Origin of the sequence: Staphylococcus sp. HL28 (assembly GCF_021117155.1) — a bacterium.
In the GTDB taxonomy this organism is placed as follows: domain Bacteria; phylum Bacillota; class Bacilli; order Staphylococcales; family Staphylococcaceae; genus Staphylococcus; species Staphylococcus warneri.
Window position 1 is genome coordinate 475,611 of the sequence record NZ_CP088218.1, and the last position, 20,048, is coordinate 495,658.

General features: G+C 34.8%; 17 protein-coding genes and 1 pseudogene. 9 read left to right on the forward strand and 9 right to left on the reverse strand.

Annotated features, from left to right (window positions below):
* Window positions 1–156: 156 nt before the first annotated feature.
* The 4 genes and pseudogenes from LPC11_RS02140 to LPC11_RS02155 all read left to right on the forward strand — a co-directional run.
* Window positions 157–1,047 (forward strand): annotated as a pseudogene (locus LPC11_RS02140) (dihydrolipoamide acetyltransferase family protein); the annotation flags it as partial.
* A 207-nt stretch (window positions 1,048–1,254) separates the two neighbouring features.
* Window positions 1,255–2,190 (forward strand): alpha/beta hydrolase family protein, encoded by a 936-nt coding sequence (locus tag LPC11_RS02145; RefSeq protein ID WP_231307328.1) that lies wholly within the window; start codon window positions 1,255–1,257, stop codon window positions 2,188–2,190.
* Between the two features lie 221 nt (window positions 2,191–2,411).
* Window positions 2,412–3,548, forward strand: coding sequence for an FAD-dependent oxidoreductase (locus LPC11_RS02150; RefSeq protein ID WP_231307329.1), 1,137 nt, complete (start codon window positions 2,412–2,414; stop codon window positions 3,546–3,548).
* 234 nt (window positions 3,549–3,782) lie between these two features.
* Window positions 3,783–3,974: a hypothetical protein gene (locus tag LPC11_RS02155; RefSeq protein ID WP_002450408.1), complete on the forward strand. Its 192-nt coding sequence runs from the start codon at window positions 3,783–3,785 to the stop codon at window positions 3,972–3,974.
* Window positions 3,975–4,118: 144 nt separating this feature from the next.
* Here the strand turns inward: LPC11_RS02155 and LPC11_RS02160 are convergent, their stop codons facing one another.
* Entirely contained in the window at window positions 4,119–4,406 is a 288-nt protein-coding gene (locus LPC11_RS02160; protein WP_023374031.1) for a DUF1413 domain-containing protein, read from the reverse strand.
* A gap of 189 nt (window positions 4,407–4,595) precedes the next feature.
* On the opposite strand from LPC11_RS02160, the gene LPC11_RS02165 reads away from it, so the two are divergent.
* Window positions 4,596–5,291 (forward strand): SDR family oxidoreductase, encoded by a 696-nt coding sequence (locus tag LPC11_RS02165; protein ID WP_023374029.1) that lies wholly within the window; start codon window positions 4,596–4,598, stop codon window positions 5,289–5,291.
* A gap of 83 nt (window positions 5,292–5,374) precedes the next feature.
* Window positions 5,375–6,607 carry an acetylornithine deacetylase gene (locus LPC11_RS02170; RefSeq protein ID WP_023374027.1) on the forward strand — a complete coding sequence of 411 codons (1,233 nt, stop codon included), beginning with the start codon at window positions 5,375–5,377 and terminating at the stop codon, window positions 6,605–6,607.
* 49 nt (window positions 6,608–6,656) lie between these two features.
* On the opposite strand, the gene LPC11_RS02175 is transcribed toward LPC11_RS02170, so the two are convergent.
* The 3 genes from LPC11_RS02175 to LPC11_RS02185 all read right to left on the reverse strand — a co-directional run bounded on the left by LPC11_RS02175 (window position 6,657) and on the right by LPC11_RS02185 (window position 12,262).
* Entirely contained in the window at window positions 6,657–8,822 is a 2,166-nt protein-coding gene (locus LPC11_RS02175) for an RNA degradosome polyphosphate kinase (RefSeq protein ID WP_023374025.1), read from the reverse strand.
* Between the two features lie 61 nt (window positions 8,823–8,883).
* Entirely contained in the window at window positions 8,884–10,416 is a 1,533-nt protein-coding gene (gene ppx / locus LPC11_RS02180; RefSeq protein ID WP_231307330.1) for an exopolyphosphatase, read from the reverse strand.
* Between the two features lie 307 nt (window positions 10,417–10,723).
* Window positions 10,724–12,262 carry an AbgT family transporter gene (locus LPC11_RS02185; protein WP_104681547.1) on the reverse strand — a complete coding sequence of 513 codons (1,539 nt, stop codon included), beginning with the start codon at window positions 12,260–12,262 and terminating at the stop codon, window positions 10,724–10,726.
* A gap of 256 nt (window positions 12,263–12,518) precedes the next feature.
* On the opposite strand from LPC11_RS02185, the gene LPC11_RS02190 reads away from it, so the two are divergent.
* Entirely contained in the window at window positions 12,519–13,337 is an 819-nt protein-coding gene (locus LPC11_RS02190; RefSeq protein WP_023374020.1) for an SDR family oxidoreductase, read from the forward strand.
* 262 nt (window positions 13,338–13,599) lie between these two features.
* On the opposite strand, the gene LPC11_RS02195 is transcribed toward LPC11_RS02190, so the two are convergent.
* Window positions 13,600–14,676: a M42 family metallopeptidase gene (locus LPC11_RS02195; RefSeq protein ID WP_023374018.1), complete on the reverse strand. Its 1,077-nt coding sequence runs from the start codon at window positions 14,674–14,676 to the stop codon at window positions 13,600–13,602.
* Window positions 14,677–14,835: 159 nt separating this feature from the next.
* On the opposite strand from LPC11_RS02195, the gene LPC11_RS02200 reads away from it, so the two are divergent.
* The gene (locus LPC11_RS02200) at window positions 14,836–15,303 is read left to right on the forward strand and encodes a YehR family lipoprotein (RefSeq protein WP_023374016.1); all 468 of its coding nucleotides are present in this window, start codon (window positions 14,836–14,838) and stop codon (window positions 15,301–15,303) included.
* A 60-nt stretch (window positions 15,304–15,363) separates the two neighbouring features.
* Here LPC11_RS02200 and arsC read toward each other — a convergent pair whose 3' ends face one another.
* From arsC to LPC11_RS02220, 4 genes are all read right to left on the reverse strand, one after another.
* Window positions 15,364–15,762 (reverse strand): arsenate reductase (thioredoxin), encoded by a 399-nt coding sequence (arsC, locus tag LPC11_RS02205; protein WP_023374014.1) that lies wholly within the window; start codon window positions 15,760–15,762, stop codon window positions 15,364–15,366.
* Window positions 15,763–15,777: 15 nt separating this feature from the next.
* On the reverse strand, window positions 15,778–17,067 hold the full coding sequence (gene arsB / locus LPC11_RS02210; RefSeq protein WP_041614053.1) for an arsenite efflux transporter membrane subunit ArsB: 1,290 nt from the start codon (window positions 17,065–17,067) through the stop codon (window positions 15,778–15,780).
* Window positions 17,067–17,384, reverse strand: coding sequence for an ArsR/SmtB family transcription factor (locus LPC11_RS02215; protein ID WP_023374010.1), 318 nt, complete (start codon window positions 17,382–17,384; stop codon window positions 17,067–17,069). Before LPC11_RS02215 ends, arsB begins: the two co-directional genes overlap by 1 nt.
* Window positions 17,385–17,494: 110 nt before the next feature.
* Entirely contained in the window at window positions 17,495–19,072 is a 1,578-nt protein-coding gene (locus LPC11_RS02220) for an FMN-binding glutamate synthase family protein (RefSeq protein WP_023374008.1), read from the reverse strand.
* Between the two features lie 207 nt (window positions 19,073–19,279).
* On the opposite strand from LPC11_RS02220, the gene lnsB reads away from it, so the two are divergent.
* Entirely contained in the window at window positions 19,280–20,032 is a 753-nt protein-coding gene (lnsB, locus tag LPC11_RS02225) for a CPBP family lipoprotein N-acylation protein LnsB (RefSeq protein ID WP_023374006.1), read from the forward strand.
* Window positions 20,033–20,048 lie beyond the last annotated feature (16 nt).

Below are 20,048 nucleotides of genomic sequence, written 5' to 3' on the forward strand. Positions count from 1 at the left end.
GGAGAAGAAGGCGAATCAACGCAACAACAATCTGAAGAAAATAATTCCGAAGATGATACTAATGATGACGCAAAAGAAAGTGATACAGATGACGGAAATAGTAATCAAGAAAATAAAGTTCAGCAACCTAGTCAAGAAGAAGCATCTCAAGAACAGCGTCTATTTATCTCTCCATTAGCACGTAAAATGGCTGCCAAACAAGATCTTGATATTACACGTATTAATGGTACAGGCGGTAATCAACGGATTACTAAATTAGATATCCAGCGCGTACTTGAACATGGTTATGATCAAGCAGATCATACATCTAGCGAACCGCAACCAGATACATCTGAAACTGCAAACTTTACAGTAGGAAATGTTGGTGAAGGCTTAAGTCCAATGCGTAAAAACATTGCTCAAAATATGAGACAAAGTCTTCAAAATACTGCTCAGTTGACATTACATCGTAAAGTAGATGCTGATCACCTATTAGAATTTAAAGATAAATTAAAAGGTGAGCTACAAAACGCAGGGCAAGATGTTAAATTAACTGTCACAACATTACTTGCTAAAGCAGTGGTCTTAGCCCTTAAAGATTATGGCGCTATTAATGCACGTTATGAAAATGGCACATTAACGGAATACGATGACGTGCATTTAGGTGTAGCAACATCACTTGAAGATGGCTTAATGGTACCGGTTATCACACAAGCAGATACTAAAAGTGTTGGTGCACTTGCCAATGAAATTAAACAGTCTTCTGAAGCGGTGCGTGAAGGTAGAACAAATGATGTACAATTACAAGGGGCTACGTTTACGATTACGAATATGGGGGCAAGTGAAATTGAATACTTCACACCAATATTAAATGTTGGTGAAACAGGTATTTTAGGTATAGGCGCATTATCACAAGAGGTTGCTATGGATAACGGCAATATTAAACAAGTGTCTCGAATTCCATTAAGTTTAACATTCGACCATCAAATATTAGACGGTGCAGGTGCAGCAGAATTCCTAAAAGTATTAGCTAAATATATCGAAAATCCATATCTACTCATTTTATAAAATTAGAAAACTTGATATTAAAATAAGGAAATGTCTTGATGTTATCTATTATAGAAACCTCAAGGCATTTCTTTTTGTACTTTAAAACATATAAGAAAGTAAAATTTTTGCATTTAGGTAAATATGAATTTAAACTCCAATTATAGGTGTATTTTTTATACTTATAAAAAATTAATGAAAATCAAGATAAATCGAGAGATATTTAAAATGAATGAATTTAAATTTGACATAAATAATGAAGTGCCAATGATGACGATTAAGCCAATTTCTATTCCTACCCCAACTAATCGTGGAGAGGAATTACAGGTTAAGGTGAGTATGCCATCTGAAGGTAAGCATTTACCTATTATTTTATTTGCGCATGGATTTGGTTCATCAATGCAAGCATATGAACCACTTACTGATTTTTGGGCATCACATGGATTTGTCGTAATTCAAGGGACACATTTAGATTCTAGAACAATAGGTTTAGCTCAAGATGACCCTAGACAACCAGATATTTGGCGTTATAGAGTCGAAGATTTAAAATCAATTTTAGACCATCTATCATATATTGAAACGCAAGTTCCAGGTTTAAGTGGAAGGTTAGATAAGAATAGAATAGCTACAATTGGTCATTCATTCGGTGGACAAACGGCTGGGAACTTACTAGGTTTACAAGTCATCAACCCTGATATTAAAGAGACGACGGACTTATCAGATGATAGAGTAAAAGGAGGGATTTTATTAGCGACAGCTGGAGAAGGTGGCGACAATTTAACGCAATTTGCCAAAGACCATATGCCGTTTTTAAATCCAACATTTCAACATATGACGAAACCAGCACTTGTTGTGGTTGGTGATAAAGATCAATCGCCATTAACTCATTTAGGACCTGAATGGATGGAAGATCCTTATTACCTTAGTCCAGGGAAGAAAAGTTTATTAAAATTATATGATGCAGAACATTCGCTTGGTGGTATTGCTGGATATGAGGCAAAGGAAACTACTGACGAAAACCCACAAAGAATTGATTTACTACAACATACGACATGGGCATATTTGAGACATATCCTTGATATCGAACATGATAGTTGGGAAACAGCTCAAAATATAATTAAAAATGATACAAATATAGCCGATGTTTTTTCAAAAGAAGAGTAAAGATGCTTTCATAGTGAGGAGGATTAAGCTATCTATTGAGCTTAGTCCTCCTTTTTAATATTAAATATAAAAATTTGTATTTAATTCTTGCACTTTACAAATAAAAGGAATAGAATGACAACATCAAATAAATAGTTAGATATCTAACTAAATAAACAAACAAAGATTAACAATCAATGAGCAATATTAAATATAGTAAGAAATGGTAAGGAGTGTTGAATATGAAAGATGTAAAACGTATTGGTATTATGGGTGGCGGACCTGGTGGATTAATGCTTGGTCTATTATTACAGCAACAAGGACATGAAGTTGCTATTTATGAAAAAGCAGATCCTAATGTTAACAAAGATCGTGGCGGTTCACTTGATATTCATGATAATAGTGGTCAACTTGCTTTGAAAGAAGCTAATATTTATCAAGCATTTAAAGATTTAGCACGTTATGAAGGTGAAGACACACGTGTCGTATCTAAAGATGGTACTATTTTATTTGAAGAAGATGCTGAAGGTGAAGGCTCACGTCCTGAAATTGACCGTGGCGAACTTTGTGATATTATCATGAATCAATTAGCACCTTCTACAGTGCAATATGGCTATACATTTAGTCATTTAAACCAACTTGATAATAGCCAAGTAGAAGTAGCGTTTAAAGAAGGACAATCACAAACATTTGACTTAGTTATAGGTGCAGATGGTGCCTTTTCTAAAGTTCGAAACCATATTACGGATGTTGATGTAGAATATAATGATATATCAATGGTTGAATTAAATATAAATAATGTTAAAGAAGATTATCCAGACTTAGCGCAATTCAATAAAAATGGAAAAATGATGGCATTGGGTGATCATAAAGCAATATTAGGACAATTGAATGGCGACGGACGTATTAAAGCTTATGTGTCATATTTAATGGATGTGAATCAATTGGATCAATATAAAGCGATGTCTACTGAGGAAATTAAACAGCAATTATTACAACAAGACTTTGCAGATTGGTCACCAGAATTAAAACATTATATCGAATATGCTAGTGATGATATGTTGTTACGACGCATTTATAAATTGCCAATCGGATTTACTTGGGAAAGTATTGTTAATGTCACACTGATTGGAGATGCAGCCCATTTAATGAGTCCATTTGCAGGTGAAGGTGTCAATATGGCTTTATATGATGCCTATTTATTAGCCAATGCAATCAAAGAATCTCAAGATTTAGATACTGCAGTAGCACAATATGAACAAGAAATGTATACAGTTTCTAAAGAGAGTGCTCAAGAATCACAAGATAACTTAGAAGTGATGTTTAGTGATGATGCTGCAGAACAAATGACAGCTTTTTTCAATTCAGTTATAGAATAGACTTTTAATAATGAGGATTGAATACGATAACAGAGATAGTAGTTAAAAAAATAGAAATGAATAATCCAAACCACGATTAGGCTTTCAAAGATAGATGTTATATGAAAGTTAACATTATTTTTACAATCTTTAAAAAGTGATATTTTTGTGAAAATAATCACAAATACCTTTTATTTTCTGGAAAATGGTGTAGTATATGAAATGTAAGGAATAAGACATGTTGGAGTGATAAAAGTGAGAAAAGTAATTGAAGAGCTTGTTTTCTCTGATGTAAGTAGCTATGAAATCTATGTCAATACTGGTGTGAACCAAGGTATTATCGGAGACATTAAAGATGGCTATTTAACTATCGATTCAATCCCCTATATCGATGCTGAAAGATTATACTACTATGGCTTAGAACGAAAAACATTAGTGACAAACTAATTCATTTTGACTCCTAATCGTAAATCAACAACTTGCCTTCATTGGTGAGCAATTGAAGGCATCATTATTATACCCCCGTATAATTCTGGAAAATGCTACAAAATAACCTGAGACTTTAATTTGTCTCAGGTTGTTTTTATTTCATTATCTAGCATTACTTTTTTCTTCAACTTGTTTAAAGTTCTTTTTAATGCCATTATAAGCGTATACTTGATTAAATAATTTATTTTTAGCTTTGTCTACACTTGAGTAAGGTATTCTAACGTCACTCATTTTAGAAATTTCATGTTGGAATTGTTTTTCAGTTGATTTTCTTTCGGCAACTGACATTTCTAACCATTCTTCTTCACTAAATAATTCTTCAAAGCGAAATTCGAATGCAGTACGATGATTGTGTTCTCTTAATTTTAATATACGATCGTGAAAAGTCATCATTTCCCCCCCATAATTTGAAACTTGTATGATAGTTACATATTAACTTTATAACTTATAAATGATTTTTACAATCATGATTTTCAAATGTTTGAAACTTGCTAAGAAATAAAAAGAATTCACAAACGTTTAACTTAGTAGTGTCATTGGTAATTATAAAATAATGATAAATAAAAAGGAGTTTTGAAGATGAATCAATTAAAAGATAAAGTTGCAGTCGTTACAGGTGCTGGAAGCGGTATTGGTGAAGCAATCGCAACTGCGCTAGGAGATCAAGGTGTTAAAGTTGTTTTAGCTGGAAGAAATACAGATAAACTCAATGCAGTTGCTACTAAATTTGATAGTGATCAAGTTAAAGTGGTAGCTACAGATGTAACTAATCAACGTGAGGTAGAATCATTAATTGATACTGCTAAAACAAGCTTTGGTGGATTAGACATCGTTGTAAATAGTGCAGGTCAAATGAAATCTTCTAAAATCACATACTATAAAGTAGAAGATTGGGATTCAATGATTGATGTGAATGTTAAAGGAACATTATATACAGTACAAGCTGCTTTACCAACGTTATTAGAACAATCAAGTGGTCACATTATCAATATCGCATCTATTTCAGGATTTGAAGTAACGAAAGGTAGTGCGATATACAGTGCTACGAAAGCGGCAGTGCATACAATCACTCAAGGATTAGAAAAAGAATTAGCTAAAACAGGTGTTAAAGTCACTAGCATTTCACCAGGTATGGTTGAAACACCATTAACAGAGCATTACGATTTTAATGGTCGTAAAAAGTTAGAAGCGCAAAATATTGCTGATGCTGCCATTTATGCATTAACGCAACCTAGTCATGTGAATGTTAACGAAGTAACTGTAAGACCCGTATAATATTTAATTTGGATCCTAACCATGATAGACTTAAATTGTAAACGTTTTTATAAAATCATTTTACATAAAGGACGGGATGTAAATTGAATCAACGTCAATTTGAGTTATTAGAATGGTTAGTCAGTTATCAAACGGAAAGTCCACCAGGTCGTAATACAGATCCATTACAAGACGATATCGTACAGTTGTTAAAACAACTTGGCTTTACCATACAGCGTGAAACAATGTATAAGAATGATAGTGTAGTCATTGGCACACTTAAAGGTACAGATGCACAAGCACCTAAATTAATCTTAAACGGTCATATCGATGTCGCCTCTGTAGAAGATGATCAATACTGGACGTATCCTCCATTCCAACTTACGGAGCACCAAGATTGGTTATACGGTAGAGGTGTCAGTGATATGAAAGGTGGCATGTCATCTTTATTTTATGTTTTAGAACGATTACATCAAGAAGGACATCGACCAAAAGGTGACATTATTGTTCAGTCAGTGGTTGGTGAAGAAGTAGGTGAAGCAGGTACTAAACGTGCGTGTGAAGTAGGACCAAAAGGTGATTTAGCGCTTGTAATAGATACAAGTGAGAATCAAGCGCTAGGACAGGGCGGTGTCATTACAGGCTGGATTACAGTTAAAAGTAAGAATACAATACATGATGGTGCTCGTCATCAAACGATTCACGCAGGTGGTGGATTATTTGGTGCGAGTGCCATTGAAAAAATGACTAAAATCATCCAAGCATTGAATGAACTCGAACGACATTGGGCTATAATGAAACATTATCCAGATATGCCAGCAGGGGCCAATACCATTAATCCTGCAGTGATTGAAGGAGGCAGACATCCAGCATTTATTGCTGATGAATGTCGATTATGGATTACAGTACATTATTTACCAAATGAGTCATACGAAGATGTAGTAACTGAGATCGAAGATTATTTAAATCGTGTGGCACAAGCTGATGTGTGGCTAAAGGACAATCCACTTGAGTTTGAGTGGGGCGGTACATCTATGATTGAAGACAAGGGAGAAATATTCCCTAGCTTTACAGTTCCAGTAGACCACCCAGGTTTTTATCAATTACAACAAGCACACCAAACAGTACATCAAGCACCATTAAAACATGGTATGAGTACGACAGTCACTGATGGTGGTTGGATTGCACATTTTGATATTCCAACAATCTTGTATGGACCTGGGAGTCTAGAAGAGGCGCATAGCGTTAATGAAAAAATAAGAAAAGAAGAACTTAATAATTATAGCGATGTACTATATCAATTTTTAAAACATTGGTATGAATATCCTGAAAAATAAGCAAAAGGGCTGGAACGACGACGTTCCAGCCCTTGATTGATATATCATATTAACGTTTGAGCGTATCGCGTAAGCGACTGACCCAACTGCCACCACGTTTAGAACGCACGGCACGACCAGATGGTTGCGCGCTTTGTCGTTTTAATTCTTGTCCATATTTAAGTGCAACTTGCATCAAATAGGCTTGAGAATTTAATGGTGACGAATTATTTTCGATGTAATGATAATTACCATATTGATCTTGATAACGACCTTTTTGGTTATCAGATAGTTGTAGGTTCATAAAGTCTAATAAACGTGCGGCAATGTTTTTATCCTCAACAGGGAATAAGATTTCAACACGTTTAATCATATTACGTGTCATTACATCGGCTGATGATAGGTAGATACGTTCGTCTCCGTTATTATGGAAGTAATAAATTCGAGAATGTTCAAGTAATCTACCAACAATACTTACAACTTCGATATTTTCACTGATGCCAGGGATGCCTGGTTTTAAACAACAAATACCACGAATAATTAATTGGATTTTCACACCTGCTTGTGATGCTTCAAATAATTTTTCAATAATTGCTTTATCTGTTAATGAGTTCATCTTCATCATGATTTTCCCATTACCATGTTCTAAGTGACTACTAATTTCTTTATCAATGCGATCAATAAAGACATCTCGTATATCAAACGGTGCCACAATTAACTTGTTATATTGTGGTTTAACTGAATAGCCGCTTAAGTAATTAAAGAAGTTAATCGCATCTTCTGCAATTTCGTTGTTCGTTGTAATAATACCCATATCAGTATATAATTTAGCAGTTTTGTCATTATAGTTTCCTGTACCAAGATGTACAAATGATGTTAATTCACCAGCAATTTTCTTCACGACTAATGCGATTTTACTATGTGTTTTCAGATGAGTCATACCATAAATCACATGGCAACCCGCATCTTCTAACATACGTGCCCAATGAACATTATTTTCTTCGTCGAAACGTGCTTTTAATTCTACAAGTACCGTTACTTGTTTACCTTTTTCGGCAGCTTCTTTCAAGCTCTTGATAATAGGGGAATCTTTACTTACACGATATAACGTTTGTTTAATCGCAATGGTATTAGGATCTTCGGCAGCTTCTCTAATAAAATCGACAATAGGTTCAAATGATTCATAAGGATGATGGAAGAAAATGTCACGTTCCAAAGCTAATTGATAAATGTTGTTATAGCCAAGTGAACGAGGCACTTGTGGTGTGTATTTATCGTAAGTTAAATAACTTAACTTGTGAGATAAGTGATCAACTAAACCAAATAAGAAAGTTAAGTCTAAAGGACCGTCTACAAAATAGACATCGTCATCTTTCACTTCGAGTTGATCCATAATCCAACCAATATCTTCACGTACAGCAGTACGACCATCTACTTCTAAACGCACGGCTGAGCCACTTTTACGTTCTTTTAAGAAGCGTTCTATTTCAATTAATAAATCTTCTGCACCGTCTTCGTGAATTGTTAAATCTGCATTTCTTGTGATACGGAAAGCAAATGTATTTAATATTTCAAAACCAACAAATAGGTGATTAATAAAGAATGTAACCACATCTTCTACCATTAACACATATTGCTTATACCCCTCGTTTAAAGTTAAAAATCTAGGTATTAATGATGGAATCTGAACAATTGCTGAATTAATTGCATCTTCCGTATCAATATCTACAAAGATATTTAAACTTTTATTATTCAATTTTGGAAATGGATGATAGGCATCTATACCTAATGGTGTTAATGTAGGTAGAATTTTTGTTTTAAATTCGTGCTCTAGTCTAGTTAAAAGTGATTCTGATAAGTCCTCAGGTTGAGCCATTTCAATTTCATAGTTCCGTAACTCTTCAATTAATTCATTGTAGCGCTTGTATTGAATGTTAACGTACTCTGTATTTTTCTTTTTAATAGCTTCTAATTGCTCTTGAGGTGTCATTTGTGCTTTGTTTTCAGGTTTATCATAGCCCATTTTGACCTGATCTTTTAGTCCTGCAACACGCACCATGAAAAATTCATCTAAATTTGAACTGAAAATTGATACGAAATTTAATTTCTCGAGTAGTGGATTACTAAAATCATAGGCTTCTTCTAAAACTCTATAGTTAAAGTCTAACCAACTTAACTCCCGGTTGTTATAGTATTGTGGTAAATTAATATCCTTTTCTCCCAATTGAGTTTGCATACGCTTAAAACACCTCATCGTTTTTTATATACTCATATAGTTTAAAAATATCATACAATTATTAAGACTTTGTAAAGACGATCGTGACTTTACCTTTTAATATCTTTTCAATATGTTTTTTCTGACGATTTGCTTGATATTCTTCGGCGATGGGTTCCCCTTTGTAGAACACGTGAAGCTCATATTTATCGTCTTTCTTCGCTTTGAGTTCAACTTCTTCAACAAAGCTTGTATGAGAAATATTGAGTGCATTCGCAAATTTAATAATACCACCTAAGGCTTGAATCGTATCGGTCTCTTTACTACCGAACCAATGTGTTTCTTTACAGTAGAACTTAAGTAGTGATTTATTTTTAAAACTGGCAAGTAATGCTAACTTCACACGATCTTTATGTGAAAAGCCATTAATCATTGAATTAGCGATTAGATAGTAGGTATGTGGTGAACTTGAATCGGAATCGATAAAGCTACCTAGATAATAAAGATACGCACCTTCAACGAAGAGCTCTTTATCTTTGTCGCTTAATTTCAAATCTGAACGTTTTAATAGCTGTGATAATAGTGATTCTGCTAGTTTAAGACGACGATTAGCACTGCTTTCTTCGATATGATATTCGTTTGCTAAATGGCGTAAAGCATCTTGTCTTACATTATCTTTCGAAAACTCTTCTGGATAACGTTGACGAATGAGATTCATGACATAACCTTCACGAATACCTTTTCTTGAGAAAGTAAATTGTGTCGCATCCACTTTCTTGTATAGTGTTTTAAAGACTGAAACGGCAGGTAAGATAATATCTACACGGTCACGACTTAATCCGTCTAGGTTAGTTAAGTCGTCTCTTGAACTTTTACGAATTAAGTCATAGACTTCTTCGATATCTCTATCGGACATCGTATAATTATGAACACCACCGATAGGGTAAGAATGTTCTGATTGATGAATTCGAGCTACATTTCGTGCTGAGCCACCTACACCAACGAGTGCCACATCTTGATCATTTAACCAGTCAAGTTGACCGAATTGCTCTGATAAGAATTTCTCCATACTTTTAATCGCTGATTTATCGTTATGATCTTTATCACCAAAGAATTGGCGTTTGAGTGAGACAACACCAAATGGAAAACTGTGTGCAGCCTTTAATTTTTTATCTTTAAATAAAGTGACCTCTGTAGATCCGCCACCGATATCGACGGAGACACCGTCTTCAATATCAGTTGTATGTGAAATGGCATAATAACCGTAAAACGCTTCATCTTCTTCAGGGACGATTTTAATCTCTACCCCTGTGTCTTTTTTAACTTTTTTGATAATATCTTGTTGATTGTTTGATTGACGTATCGCCGCTGTTGCAATCGGATGTAATTCGTCTACTTTGAATTTTGTTGCTACTTTTTTAAAGCTACTAAACGCGTCTGTAAGTACTTGAATCCCTTCGTCGTTCATGTCGTTATTTTTAGTTAAATACTGACTTAGACGTGCGGGGGTCTTAATATTAAGGATTTCATTTAAGCCCGTGTCTTTATCAAAACCAAAAATAACGAGACGAATGGTATTTGAACCAATATCTATTAAACCAATACGTTCTTCCATCACTGCCTCCTATGTTTTATGGGAACAATTGTCATACCCCTATTTAATTTTATTTTACATGAGTTATATAAAATGAAAAGAATTTTAAGGTATTTTTCTAAGAAAATTTCATCTTTTTGTAAATCAAAAAAGATTGTCTATGTACAACCTGTTTTTTACCATTATTAGACTTAAAAATAAAGGAGTGGGACAGAAATAATATTTTCTTTAAAATTATTTCTGTCCCACCCCGGCAAGGTTGACTGAATATGAATGTAACTTGAAATATATATTTATGTCCCGGCCTGTTTAAGATGATGTGATCTGCTTATTTTACATGTAGTGGTCCACCAGGTCCGACTGGAATACCTAGTAAGAACCAAATCAGTGTAAATAGCGTCCATACAATTGTTAAGGCGATTGAATATGGCATCAGACTTGAAAGTAGGGTGCCGAGTTTCATGTTTTTATCATACTTTTGAGCATAAGATAACAACAACGGTAGGTAAGGCATCATTGGTGTAATTGGATTGGTAATGGAATCACCTACTCGGTATATAGCTTGTGTAAAGGCAGGGTGGAAGCCGACTAAAATGAGCATTGGCACAAAGATAGGTGCTAAGATACCCCATTTAGCAGAGGCGCTACCCACTAGCATATTGACGAGTGCACTTAGGAAGATGACACCAATAATCAGTACAATACCATTTTGATGTTGTAGTAATTTGGCACCTTTAACTGCTGTAATAACACCAAGGTTACTCCATTCTAGGAATGCGAGTAGTTGTGCTGCAAAGAATACAATGACAATGAATGAACCCATAGATGACATTGAATCAGTAATCATTTGTCCTAAATCCTTAGTATTTTTAATTTCATGACTTAAGACCCCGTATATAACGCCCGGTACTAAGAAGATAACTAAGATAATGAGGCCGACACCATTAATTAAAGGGGCATCATCAAGTAGACTGCCTGTTTTAGCATTTCTTAAAAAGCTATGTTCTGGGATAGCACAAATGATGAGTAATACAAGTAAGATGATGAAACTCATATTTGCCCAAAATAATGCCTTTTTCTCTATAGGTGTGATATGAGAAGACGTCTCTTCCATGTCATCGTGTGCATCTGAATCATCATATTTACCAAGCCTAGGAATAATTAACTTTGTTGTAACTAAGTGGATGGTAGGTAATAACACAACTACACTGGCCGCAATGAAATACCAGTTCATAGCCACATTGGTATTAATATGATCTGATACGATTCTTGTGGCAGGTTCAGTAAATGAATAGACTAACGCATCTTGCATACCTACGACTAAATTGGCTGCAAATCCGCCAACAGCAGATGCATATGCCATTGCTAGACCTGCGATAGGGTGATAACCAATCTTGATAAATAGCATAGCCGCTAAAGGTGGTAGGATAATCGTTGCTGCATCACCAGCTGTACTTCCGACAATACCAATTAAAATAATGGTAGGGACGATTAACTTCTTTGGTGCTCTATTTACTACTGAAATCATGAGTTTATCGAAATAACCAGATTTTTCAGCGGCACCAATACCAATCATGACACCTAGCACAAGACCAAGGGCAGGGAATTCAGAAAAGTTTTTAATAGCATCATTCATAATCATGGCAAAGCCATCATGACTGATAATACTTTTGATATGAATAGTTTCCCCGTTACCTGGATGTTTAACGGAAACATTAAATAGAGAGACAAACCATGTGATAATGGCAAGTCCGACACACATTAAGAAGAAGAGTACCGTAGGATCAGGTAATTTATTACCAACCCATTCGACCCCATTTAAAAATTTACTAACGATTGATGGTTTTTGCTTTGAGTTTGTTGCCATTCATGAACCACTCCTTAGTTAAATTATCTAAAAGTATAGCAAATATTACATATAATGATAAGAATTTTCTGAAATTTAAAAAGAAGTATATATGATTCGTTAGTAAATGTAAATTCGATGTGCATGAGCGAGATATAAAATATTAATTTTTAATTAAAGCGTTATCATTGTCATAACGGCGTTTAGTCCCAATATGAAAGTGGAAGAACAATACTAAGATTTCATTTTAGGACAATATTGAGGAGAGTGACGTTATATGAAACGTTTAGTGAATAAAGTCGCAGTTGTGACAGGTGCAAGTACAGGTATTGGTCAAGCTTCTGCCAATGTTTTAGCTCAAGAAGGTGCACATGTCTTGGCTTTAGACATTTCTGACCAATTAAATCAAACGGTTGAAGATATTAAACAACAAGGTGGACAAGCGACTGCATTTCAAGTAGATATTTCTGATGAGCAACAAGTTCAAGAATTTGCAGATCAAATTAAATCAGAATTTGGGCATGTGGATGTACTATTTAATAATGCGGGTGTTGATAATGGTGCAGGACGCATTCATGAATACCCAGTTGAAGTATTTGATAAAATTATGGGTGTAGATATGAGAGGTACATTCTTAGTAACGAAATTCCTTTTACCGTTAATGATGGATAATGGGGGTTCAATCATTAATACAGCTTCATTCTCTGGGCAAGCAGCAGACCTTTATCGTTCTGGTTATAATGCTGCTAAAGGTGCAGTGATTAACTTTACGAAATCCATTGCTATTGAATATGGTCGTGACAATATCCGTGCTAATGCCATTGCACCGGGCACAATAGAAACACCATTAGTAGATAATTTAGCTGGTACTGCACAAGATAAAGAAGGTCAAACATTCCGTGAAAATCAAAAATGGGTTACACCATTAGGACGCTTAGGTACACCAGATGAAGTAGGCAAATTAGTTACATTCTTAGCGTCTGACGATAGTTCATTTATTACAGGTGAAACAATTCGTATAGACGGAGGCGTGATGGCGTACACATGGCCAGGTGAAATGTTAAGTGATGATAATTGGAAAAAATCAATCAAATAATAAGTATGATCATTAAACATAATAAGCCAAGATGTCCCAGGAAATAACAGACATCTTGGCTTAAATACTATTTAAGTTGTTTCGCACATGTTTCACATCACTTATATTGTTGGTCGGCCCAGCCGCTTAAGTGGGTATATCCATGTAGATCTTTACCATTGACTTTAATATAGATAGGCTCATCTTCTTTAAGTTCACGTTGACAATGAGAACATTTTAAAGCGCCAAATAGTCTCATAAAGTCACCTCCAAAATGGTTTCATTACCATTTGATATTGTTATACGTATGATCATTTAATGAGCGTACAATTTCAGCAACTAGACGTACCGAACGATCATAATCATCTTTATGAATCACAGATACATTAGAGTGCATATAACGCAGAGCGATACCCAGTGTTATAGTAGGAATACCTTCATTCGCAACATGGATACTACCTGCATCTGTACCGCCACCTGGCGTGGTATCCCATTGAACATCAATGTGATGTTGTTTGGCGACGTCTTTGACATGTTGACGCAATCCTTCGTGAGCAATGCTTGAAGCATCCATCATAATGACAACAGGGCCACCACCTAAATAACTATCACTGGTTTGACCAGACATTCCTGGAGTATCAAATGCGACTGCCACGTCTACTGCAATGGCTAAGTCAGGTTGAATAGTTTGCGCAGCTACTTTAGCACCACGTAATCCAACTTCCTCTTGTACTGTGGCACCTGAATATAAGTTAATATCTATAGCTTCATCTTTTAATTCATTGAGAACATCGATAGCTAATGCACAACCATAACGATTATCAAATGCTTTCGCAGTCATATATTTATCATTTGCGAGTGTTTCAAATTCACTGTATGGTGTGACCATATTGCCAACAGACACACCGGCTTGTTCAGCTTCTTCCTTACTATTCACACCAATATCGATATACATATTTTTAATATCTACGGTTTTCTTGCGTTCTTCAGGTGAAAGAATATGTGGTGGCTTAGAACCAATAATACCTCTTAATGCTTTACCATCATCTGTTGTGACAGTGACTTTTTGAGACAGCATCACTTGGTTCCACCAACTACCAATTGGATTAAAAGATAAATAGCCATCTTTATCAATTTTGGTTACTAAGAAACCCACTTCATCCATATGTCCTGACACTAAAATAGATTTAGAACCATTTGTGGCAGCCTTTTTACCGAATATGCCACCCAAGTTATCTTCTACAATCGCATCACTAACTGGTGATAAATAATCTTTCATTATAGATTTAACTTGCATTTCTCGACCTGCAATACCATTGGCAGCAGTCAGTTCTTTAAGTAATTGTATTGAATCAGTCATACCTTTATCCTCCCAATCATTATTTACTTATAGTTTAACATAGCACATTCATTGATATGTATTGATGGAAATGTTTAAGGAATAAGGGTATATTAATATCAATAATAAATCAGGTAATGGTACCATTGCCCCAACAAACAGGTGAGAGAAGGCGATCATATGAAAAAAATAGTTTCACTTATAGTGGTTATCGCATTAAGCGCAATCACACTGGCTGCTTGTAGTAAAGAGCAAACGAAAACGTTCGAAGGTGACGTTAATGGTAAACAGATTATTACGTCGCTCACATATAAAGGAGACGAAGTACTGAAACAATCTACAATAGGTACTTTGAAATATGATGATTTAGGTATTGATAAAGATCAAGCTAAAGACATGTTAAAGAAAGATGAGAAGGCCTTTAAAGGTGACAAAGGTGTATCATTCAAAATTGATTACAAAGATGATAAAGCAGTTGAACATATAGACATCGATTATGAAAAAGCGGATATCGATCAATTGAAGAAAAAATTAGGCTTTGTATCAGTTAAAGGTAAAGATAACAAAATAAGTTTAGATAAAACAGTTAGCCAAATGAAACGTAACGGTTTGAAAGAAAAAAGTAATATGACCGATCATGATGATTAAAATACAAGAGCCAGTACATGCATTGCCATTTGCATGTACTGGCTCTTAATTTTATTTGTTCTATTGTTTGTGACTAAAGTCTTCAACAGCGGCTTTAATTTCATCTCTATCACTTTGGAATTCTGACCAATCTTTACCAGCTGGATCGTCGAAACCCCAATGTTCTTTCTTAACTGAAGGGTGCATAGTTGGACAATGTTGATCTGCATGACTGCGCAATGTAACGACTAGATCAGCACGATCTAGAATATCTTGTTTTACTAAATCGGATGTATGATGTGAAATATCGATATTGACTTCTTTCATAGCTTTGATAGCCTTTGGATTCACACCGTGTGTTTCAATACCGCCTGAATATACATCCCAATTTGAATCTAATATATTGTCAGCAAAGCCATGAGCCATTTGACTACGACACGAATTACCAGTACAAATGAAATAAATGATATTCTTTGCCATGCTTAGAATTCCTTATTAAAAAATGATTAGTGTTAAATATAGTCCTAATAACGTGAAGAATAAGACTGGAATGGTAATTACGATACCTGTTTTAAAGTATGTTCCCCAAGATATTTTGACACCTTTTTGTGCTAATACATGTAACCATAATAATGTCGCAAGTGAACCTATTGGTGTGATTTTAGGACCTAAATCTGAACCAATCACATTACTATAGATCATACCTTCTTTGAGTGAATGAGATACGCCTGACTGACCAATCGCAATCGCATCAATTAAGACAGTTGGTAAATTGTTCATAATTGAAGAAAGAATAGCTGAAATAAAGCCCATACTCATAATACTAGCAAATAAACCACGAACTGAAATGTTTGAAAGTGTATGAGCTAATATAGTTGTGATACCAGCATTTTTCAAGCCGAAAACGACTAAATACATGCCAATTGAAAAGATGACAATATTCCATGGTGCGCCTTTAATGACTTGTTTCGTATGAACAGCTTTGGATTGTCTTGCGAGTAATACAAATATGATAGCAATTGCACCAGCAATCAATGATACGGGTATTTGTAGCCATTCACTTACAAAATAACCAATCATTAATACAATAAGGACGATCCATGACACTTTGAAAAGACGTATATCTTTTAAGGCAGATGACGGATGATTGATATGAGCGATATCGACTCGTCTCGGAATTGATTTTCTGAAATAAATCCATAAAACGACGATACTGGCAATTAATGAGAATAGGTTAGGTATCATCATACGACTCATATATTTACCAAAACCAATGCCAAAGTAATCGGCTGAGACAATATTCACTAAATTACTAATAATCATTGGTAGGGACGTGGTATCCGCAATAAATCCACTGGCAATAATAAATGGAAAGACCATTTTCTCATTGAATCCTAAATGACGAACCATAGCTAAAACGATAGGGGTTAAGATTAATGCGGCTCCGTCGTTGGCAAAGAAAGCAGCGACAATCGCACCGAGAACCATGATTAAAACAAACATCATGAGACCATTACCTTTAGATGCTCGGACCATATGCAATGCTGCCCACTCGAAAAAGCCGATTTGGTCTAAAATTAGCGATATTAATATAATTGCAACAAAGGTTAATGTGGCATTCCAAACGATTTGAGTTACTTCAACCACATCTGAAAGGCTAACAACACCTGTAATGATTGCGACGATGGCACCAATGACAGCGGTAATACCAATATCTAATCCTTTAGGTTGCCAAATTACAAAGATGAGCGTAATCAGGAATATGACGATAGCAAGAATGGTCATCATGATTGATCACCTCGTTTCACTGACTGACATACACATTGATCATGCGTTGTATTAATAAGATTTAAATTATCAATGATTTGTGTGTAAAATTCATGATTTAATTGATAAAATCGTTTATTACCTTGCTTTCTCGTTGTGACAAATTGATATGTAACTAAAACTTTCATGTGATGACTTAAGGTAGGTTGGGAAATTTGAAAATGTTGTAGTAAATCATACGCACATAGTTCACCACATGATAAAATATCTAGAATTTCCAATCGGTTTTCATCAGATAATACTTTTAATATAGATGCTAATTGTTGATATGACATAATGACCTCCAAAACATATATAGATTATCATCTATATAGATAAGTGTCTATGATAAAAGCACAGAAAAAGACGACCACTTGTTAAGTGATCGCCTTATCAATACACTTTATTATGAAATTAATTTTAATTTGTAATCGTGGATGGTTTGTGTGCCACCATCTAATTTTCGATAAATGATATGGTCTGCAGTGATTTCTGTTGGACTTGATACGCCTACAGCTGCAGCAATATTAAATAAACCTTCATGTAAACTAGTGACATAGTTAGTTACACGGTATTGCTTTTCGTCAACAATTAATCCTTTTTCTTTCTTTGGATCAGTTGTAGCAACACCTACAGGACATGTATTCATATGACATTGTTGACTCATGATACAACCTACACTAATCATCATACCACGTGCGATATTAACTAGATCGGCTCCTAATCCTAAAGCAATAGCAATTTTGTCTGGTGTGATCAGTTTACCTGATGCGAAAATTTTCACACGATCTCGTACGCCATATTTCTCTAACATGCCAGAAACAATAGGTAGAGCAGTTAGTAAAGGTAATCCAACGCCATCTTGAAGTTCTTGGAATGTTGCACCAGTACCACCTTCACCGCCGTCGACAGTGATGAAGCTTGGATATTTATCGAGTTCTACCATGGTTTTGACTAGTGTCTCGATGTCTTCAACACGACTGACAACAATTTTAAATCCAACTGGCTTTTGACCTAATTGTTGTATGTCATCTACCCAATTGAGCAAGTCTGTAGCATTATGAATAAATTCGAAGCGGTTTGGTGAATTAATGGTTTTAAATGGTTCTACATTACGGATTTTAGCAATTTCTTCATTCACTTTATTACCTTCCATATGTCCACCACGTGTTTTCGCACCTTGCGCTAATTTTAATTCGAAAGCACGTACATTCTTACGTTCGGCAACTGTTTTAAATTGTTCTTTACTGAAATTACCTTCTTTATCTCTAACACCGAATAAACCAGGTCCAATTTGGAAGATGATATCGCCATCACCTTTAAGATGATAATCTGATAGGCCGCCTTCACCTGTATTCATCCATGTGCCGGCTTTAGATAAGCCTTTAGATAATGCTGAGATAGCATTTTTACCTAAGGCACCGTAACTCATACCTGATTGGCCGACTAAACGTTTAATTTTAAAAGGATGTTCTAGATGTTCACCAAGAACCACCGCATTGTCATCAGTTAGGTAGAACGGATCAATCTGTTTGCCTTTACGATGCTCATCACGACTAAATAAGCGTTCATTCTCGATTTGATAAATAAAAGTTGAAAGTAGTGTCGTATTATCAACTTTTAATTCACTCGCTTGTAGTGGAAACATAGTATTTTGTATGTAAAAACCATCTTTATAATCTGACATTGTCCCAAAACTAGTCATTCTTGAGTTATATTTACCCGCCAATACAATATTTTTATAATCTGTACGAGAGAATGGTTTACCTTCATTGTCACCAGAAAATAAATATTGTCTAAGTTCAGGTCCCATTTTTTCTGAAAGGTATCTAATACGTGCTAATAGCGGATAATTTCTTAACACACTGTGTTGTGTTTGTCTTTTATCTTTGATTAGCCAGATAATACCTAGCAATAAAGCACCCAATAAAAAAATCATAATAATGATGTTGACGATAAACTGCATTGTAGTCAGTACACTCATTAAAATGCCCCCCTTAATCATTACTCCAACACTATGATACACTTTTCTTTATGTTTTACAATGAAACCGGTTAAATTTATATTGTAGAATTTTAATTGTATAAGTTTATGAAATATTTATATTAGGAAATTTAACTTAAATAATGTATTAATATGAATAATAAAATGATAAAGTAATTATGATAGAATGCGATGGAGGAGGTGACACATGCGCCAACAACAAAGACAACGTGATATTTGGAACCAACCCAAAATCATGAAAAAAGATTTTTTAATGATACCGTTATACATATTATTTCAAATGTTGGTACCTATTATCGTAGTGTTTGGCACACTAGGATTAACCGCTATGATCACTCAAAAACCTCCAGCCCAGTTTTTATATAACTTATCTTTGAGCATTGGATTTGTCTTAGCCCAATTTTTAGTATTATTTATCTTTTTTGCGATGCATAAATTTGATATTGCTCAAGTCATGAAAAGACAATTTCATTTTGCACGAAACAAGATCTTACATATATTGTTAATGATTATCGGCGTAATGATAGTAATGTGCATGTTGCGATGGCTTTTCAACACATTGGGGATAGGGCCAACTCAATACGAAAGAAGAGTTGAGGGTTTATTTCATTATCCATCAGCCCTATGTTTTACCATGATTTCAATGGTTATTTTACGTCCAATGGTGGAGGTTATCATTTATAAGCATCTCATCATACATGAATTAAGTAAGAAATGGCCTACCACTGTAACTATTATACTTTCTATTTTGGTTGAGACTTTGGTTCATGTGTACGATATGATGAGTATGTGGGAAATGTTGCCATTTTTAATAATAGCATTAGGTTCAACAATGATTTATATTAAATCAGGTATGAATTTAGCTGCGGCATATCTTTATCAGTCGGGTATACAAGGCGTGTTATTTATCATCATGGTATTCAAAATGTTAATCATGTAAAACTAATTTTAGAGTG